We start from the raw sequence: 5,679 nt of genomic DNA on the forward strand, positions 1-5,679 counted from the left end.
CGCGCTCACGCTCTTCTGGAGCGTTATCGATAGATGCGAAATCTTTAGCAACACCGCCGTATACTTTTGCAAGAGTAGTACAGATAGCAGCAGTTAGAGTTGTTTTACCGTGGTCAACGTGGCCGATAGTACCAACGTTTACGTGCGGTTTCGTACGTTCAAATTTTTCTTTAGACACAATCGTGTTCCTTCCTAGTTATGATTCGCCACGTTCATTATTGAGCGAGACGCGCCAGAAATTGCTATTTTATGCGCCAACTCTCGTTAGCGCAATATTTGGACGCATTGTTCTTTCAAAAAATGAAAAAAAATGCCTTCCTTTTGTTTAACCACGCTCTGCAATGATTGCTTTTGCAACATTGTTAGGCACTTCAGCGTACTCACTAAACTCCATAGAGTAAGAAGCACGACCTTGTGTCGCAGAACGTAAATCAGTTGCGTAACCGAACATGACAGACAACGGAACTTGTGCACGAATTATCTTCAGGCCAGCTGTCCCCTCGTCCATACCTTCGATGATGCCGCGACGACGGTTAATATCGCCAACAACGTCACCCATCCAGTCTTCTGGAGTAGTTACTTCAACTTTCATCATAGGCTCAAGCAGAACCGGTTGCGCTTCAAGTGCACCCGTTCTGAAAGCCATAGAGGCAGCGATTGTAAACGCCATCTCACTTGAATCTGTTTCATGGTAAGAACCATCATATAGTGTAGCTTTGATATCCAAAACTGGATAGCCAGCAAGCACACCATTGTTCATCTGCTCTTCAACGCCTTTAGCAACTGAAGCGATAAACTCTTTCGGTACGATACCATTGGCAATTTCATCCACAAAGACAAAGCCTTCGCCAGCTTCTGATGGTTCTAGTTTCAGCCATACGTGACCGTACTGACCTTTACCACCATGTTCACGGATAAATTTACCTTCCGCTTTCGCTGTACCACGAATAGTCTCACGGTAAGCCACTTGCGGGTTACCAACGTTGCAGTTCACGCTAAATTCGCGCTTCATACGGTCAACGATGATATCTAAGTGTAGTTCACCCATACCAGAAATCAGAGTCTGGCCAGTTTCCGCATCCATATCAACGCGGAACGATGGGTCTTCCGCTGCTAGTTTACCTAGAGCGATAGTCATTTTGTCTTGATCAGCTTGAGAGCTTGGCTCTACAACGATCTGAATAACTGGGTCTGGGAACTCCATGCGCTCAAGAACAATCTTATGGTTCTGGTCACAAAGGGTTTCACCAGTAGTCACATCTTTCAGGCCAATGATGGCTGCGATGTCACCTGCTCGTACTTCTTTTACTTCTTCTCGCTTGTTTGAGTGCATTTGAACAATGCGACCTAAGCGTTCACGTTGTTTCTTCACAGAGTTATAAGCTGTTTTACCGCTTTCAACAACACCAGAGTAAACACGGATGAAAGTTAAAGTACCAACGAATGGGTCTGTTGCAATCTTAAATGCTAGCGCTGAGAACGGTTCTTTGTCGTCTGCGTGACGCTCTGCTTCGTTCTCATCTTCATCGATACCTTTAATTGCAGGTACATCGACTGGAGAAGGAAGGAAATCAACAACTGCATCTAGAACAGCTTGTACACCTTTGTTTTTGAATGCACTACCACAAGTAGCAAGTACGATTTCATTATTAAGGGTACGAGTACGAAGACCTTGTTTGATTTCAGCTTCTGTTAGTTCACCTTCTTCAAGGTACTTATCCATCAGCTCTTCATTTGCTTCTGCAGCAGCTTCAACAAGTTCTGTACGATATTCTTCAGCCATTTCTTGCATGTCTGCAGGAATATCTTCGTATGTGAAAGTCATGCCTTGGTCAGCTTCATTCCAGTTAATTGCCTTCATCTTGATAAGATCGACAACGCCTTGGAAGTTTTCTTCAGCACCAATGTTCAGTTGAATTGGAACAGGAGTTGCGCCTAAGCGGTCCTTGATCTGTTCAACTACGCGCAAGAAGTCAGCGCCGGTACGGTCCATTTTATTAACGAAAACCATACGTGGAACTTGGTACTTATCAGCTTGACGCCATACTGTCTCTGACTGAGGTTCAACACCAGATGAGCCACAGAACACAACAACTGCACCATCAAGCACACGCAGAGAACGTTCTACTTCGATTGTGAAGTCAACGTGTCCAGGAGTGTCGATGATGTTAATACGGTGGTCCGAGAACTGAGCTTCCATACCACGCCAAAACGTAGTGGTTGCTGCTGAAGTGATCGTAATACCGCGCTCTTGCTCTTGCTCCATCCAGTCCATGGTTGCTGCACCATCGTGAACTTCGCCGATTTTGTGAGAAAGACCGGTATAGAACAGAATACGTTCACTTGTGGTTGTTTTACCTGCATCTACGTGAGCAACGATACCGATATTACGGTATTGCTCTATAGGAGTTTTACGAGCCACGGTTGAATCCTCTTATTAGAGACTTAGGGACTATTGCTATGTCTAGATTAGGCGTTAAAAGCGATGCTTCGCTAAAAATTGCTTGCCCTAGAAATAGCAATAGTTCCTAGCATAAGCATAGGAACTAAAGAAGTGCTGCAAGGAACCTTGCAGCACTAAAAAGGTATTACCAACGGTAATGTGCGAACGCTTTGTTTGCGTCAGCCATGCGGTGAACGTCTTCACGTTTCTTAACCGCAGTACCTTTGTTCTCAGACGCGTCTAGCATTTCAGCAGCTAGGCGTTGAGCCATAGATTTTTCACCACGCTTACGCGCAGCTTCAACTACCCAACGCATAGCAAGAGCGTTACGGCGAACCGGACGAACTTCTACAGGTACTTGGTAAGTTGAACCACCTACACGGCGAGATTTAACTTCTACCGCTGGGCGAACATTTTCAAGAGCTTCTTCAAATACAGCTAAGTGGTCTTTACCAGACTTCTCAGCCATTGAATCTAGTGCAGTGTAAACGATTTTTTCTGCAGTAGATTTCTTTCCGTCAACCATAAGGATGTTAACGAATTTTGCCAGCAATTCAGATTTGAACTTAGGATCTGGAAGGATCTTACGCTGACCTATTACGCGACGACGTGGCATGGATATTCTCCGTTGTCTTCTTCAGGTTTTTTCCAAAACTTTTCAGAATAATAAATAAAATAGTGTTTGGCCTTACTTAACGATTTCTTTTTAAAAAAGAGAATCAATTAAGACTTAGGACGTTTCACACCGTACTTAGAACGACCTTGTTTACGGTCGTTAACGCCAGCACAGTCAAGTGCGCCGCGAACAGTGTGGTAACGAACACCCGGAAGGTCTTTTACACGACCGCCACGGATTAGTACAACACTGTGCTCTTGTAGGTTGTGGCCTTCACCGCCGATGTACGAAGTTACTTCGAAACCGTTAGTTAGACGTACACGACATACTTTACGTAGTGCCGAGTTAGGTTTTTTAGGTGTAGTAGTGTAAACACGAGTACATACACCACGTTTTTGTGGGCACGCTTCTAGTGCAGGCACGTTGCTTTTAACAACTTGCTTTACACGAGGTTTGCGAACCAACTGGTTAATAGTTGCCATTAACTAGCTCCTGAAATTTACTTGAAAGTAAGCTTTGTGAAAAATCTATCCCTAATCACAAGTCGTAATTAGGGACGCAAAATTCTATTCAGCAGTGGGAGGTGTGTCAAGAAATATACAGATCTTTTTTAGCCGTCTAGAGCTCAGGGTGGTCTAATTTTAACCAAACTGATAAAAGACGCTTACCAAGTCACTGATTTGTCGCTCAAAACCGTCAGTTTAACGAAGCCATCGAAGTCAACTTGATCAATGGTACTTGAGACAAGTAGTTGTAAACCTCGGCTATCGAGATCTGGTTTTAACACCGACACCTGCTCTACTGCGCAGATTTGAGTGAATAACTCATGATTAGGAAGGCAAACATACACTGCATCTTCCACCAAAAGGAACTGGTCCTGTGGCTGAGAATAGGTCAATGCAAGTTTAAGCTTGTCGACTGATTTTACGATATGAAGCATAGCGTCCCCTAGAAAGTCAGGATCTGTTGGCACTGAGCTAACTTCTGCGTTAACTCGTCGGCTTCAACGGTGGTCACATCGATTAGCAGGTTGTCTGCTGAAAGACCAAACTGACTCAGACTACGCTGACACACATACACCTGTTCGATGTCGTACAGGTCCATAAGTTTGAATGCGGAGATGTAGTCACGCGATAGTATTTCGTCGGGCTGCTGCGCCTTGAGAAGCTGTGTCACGCCATCGCCAACAAAGAACACGGCGATATTTTCACTGTAAGCAGATGCAGCAAGTAATGCGTCTAACCCTTCTCTACCCGCAGCGGTCGTATGAGGGAAACTGTTAAATATAAAGGCTAACTTTCTCAAAACTGCACAACCCTATCTTGCGTTAGTAGCGCTTCCGATAAGCTCCCTAATCCGGCTTGAGTAAATCCAGTGGCTAGGTTAGAGGCACTTAGTTGATGTTGCTCTGCTTCTTCAGAGCTAATCACTCCGCGTCTTAGCGCAGCTGCCACACAGGTTTCAAGGCTAACATCGTGTTCATCAGCCAGCTTTTGCCAAGCAGAAGCTAAATCAAATTCATCGTTAGCCGGTACGGTAAGGTCTGAGCCGTTACTCACGCCATCTTGATAGAAGAACACACTGTGAAGTTTGTGGCCCTGTTTAATCAGAGCCACGGCAAACTGGTAGGCACTTCTTGCTGACTGTGAGCCATAGACTGGCCCATTCACTAGGAGTGTATAGCTTAGCAACCCTCTTCATCCTCTGTTTTACGTTGGCGGATGTATAGGTACACGGTGTGCTTAGAGATGTTCAGTCGCTCAGCAACGCGGTTGATCGCGTCTTTAATATCGAAAATACCTTTGTCGTACAGCTCCATCACGATCTGACGGTTCTTAGTATTGTTCGATACCGATTTGTCAGCGTTAATTTCTTCAATGGTGCGTTCAACCGTTTGGTCGACAAGTTCTTCAACGTCACTAGCGAAGTTAACCGATGATGCGGCTTCGTCTGCGTCTTGTGTAGGCATGAACGATTGCAGCACTTGTGAGAATGGCGCGTCTAGATTCACGTTAATACACAGTAGGCCAATCACTCGGTCTTCACCGTTGCGGATAGCAACCGTGATCGACTTCATCAACACTCCGCCTTTAGCGCGAGTGAAGTATGAACGTGAGAAGTTACGCTTAGAACCTTCAATATCTTTTAGCATCTTCAATGCAAGATCGGTGATCGGCGAGCCAACCTGACGACCTGTATTTTCGCCGTTGGCAATTTTAATCGCAGAAGTATTGAGGTCTTCTAAAGAGTGCAAAACGATTTCACAAAACGGACCAATAAGGCTCGCAATACCGTCAACAACGGCCTCATAAGATCTTAGAATGATTTTATCGTGTTCACTGAATGGCATAACGTGGACTGATTCCATTTCAAGTAACACATCTGCATTGACTGTTTCTGTAGTAGTCACTTATTCCTTACCTTCGTGTGAAAAATCAACAAATTTATGTAAGTTTATCAGAAAATTTTAATTGCACACCTAGCTAACATTGCAACTAGTGATTTAGAACAAGTTTAAAAATCAAATACTCATCTTCAAATCATAAAAAAAGCCTAACTCAAAGTTTAATGCCGATCGTTTAAGAAGACTTGAACGATCCTGCAGTTAGCAGATAATCCC

The 5,679-nt window shown here is 44.3% G+C and carries 8 protein-coding genes; all 8 read right to left on the bottom strand.

Translation table 11 applies throughout. The annotated features are described in order from the left end of the window. Positions 1-178: GTP-binding protein (locus tag ACED46_RS21210; protein ID WP_262630474.1), on the bottom strand; the 178-nt coding region annotated here is incomplete at its 3' end. 147 nt (positions 179-325) lie between these two features. Beyond that, complete coding sequence (gene fusA, locus ACED46_RS21215) at positions 326-2,422, bottom strand: elongation factor G (protein ID WP_017061101.1); 2,097 nt, start codon at positions 2,420-2,422, stop codon at positions 326-328. Between the two features lie 166 nt (positions 2,423-2,588). Beyond that, the gene (rpsG, locus tag ACED46_RS21220) at positions 2,589-3,059 is read right to left on the bottom strand and encodes a 30S ribosomal protein S7 (protein ID WP_010435163.1); all 471 of its coding nucleotides are present in this window, start codon (positions 3,057-3,059) and stop codon (positions 2,589-2,591) included. Positions 3,060-3,166: 107 nt separating this feature from the next. Then, complete coding sequence (rpsL, locus tag ACED46_RS21225; RefSeq protein ID WP_004737194.1) at positions 3,167-3,541, bottom strand: 30S ribosomal protein S12; 375 nt, start codon at positions 3,539-3,541, stop codon at positions 3,167-3,169. A gap of 182 nt (positions 3,542-3,723) precedes the next feature. Further along, entirely contained in the window at positions 3,724-3,999 is a 276-nt protein-coding gene (gene tusB / locus ACED46_RS21230; RefSeq protein WP_371722380.1) for a sulfurtransferase complex subunit TusB, read from the bottom strand. Positions 4,000-4,007: 8 nt separating this feature from the next. Then, positions 4,008-4,364, bottom strand: a complete 357-nt coding sequence (gene tusC, locus ACED46_RS21235; protein WP_017061103.1) for a sulfurtransferase complex subunit TusC — start codon at positions 4,362-4,364, stop codon at positions 4,008-4,010. After that, positions 4,361-4,750 (bottom strand): sulfurtransferase complex subunit TusD, encoded by a 390-nt coding sequence (gene tusD / locus ACED46_RS21240; protein ID WP_017063709.1) that lies wholly within the window; start codon positions 4,748-4,750, stop codon positions 4,361-4,363. Before tusD ends, tusC begins: the two co-directional genes overlap by 4 nt. Further along, positions 4,744-5,469, bottom strand: a complete 726-nt coding sequence (locus tag ACED46_RS21245) for a transcriptional regulator (RefSeq protein ID WP_004729851.1) — start codon at positions 5,467-5,469, stop codon at positions 4,744-4,746. Before ACED46_RS21245 ends, tusD begins: the two co-directional genes overlap by 7 nt. Positions 5,470-5,679: the final 210 nt, after the last annotated feature.

It is taken from the genome of Vibrio sp. 1S139 (assembly GCF_041439475.1).
Taxonomy (GTDB): Bacteria; Pseudomonadota; Gammaproteobacteria; order Enterobacterales; family Vibrionaceae; genus Vibrio; species Vibrio crassostreae_C.

What these genes read in the sequence shown, in the direction of transcription:
- tusB (WP_371722380.1), bottom strand. Translation starts at nt 3,999, where the DNA reads ATGCTTCATATCGTAAAATCAGTCGACAAGCTTAAACTTGCATTGACC.
- rpsG (WP_010435163.1), bottom strand. Translation starts at nt 3,059, where the DNA reads ATGCCACGTCGTCGCGTAATAGGTCAGCGTAAGATCCTTCCAGATCCT.
- rpsL (WP_004737194.1), bottom strand. Translation starts at nt 3,541, where the DNA reads ATGGCAACTATTAACCAGTTGGTTCGCAAACCTCGTGTAAAGCAAGTT.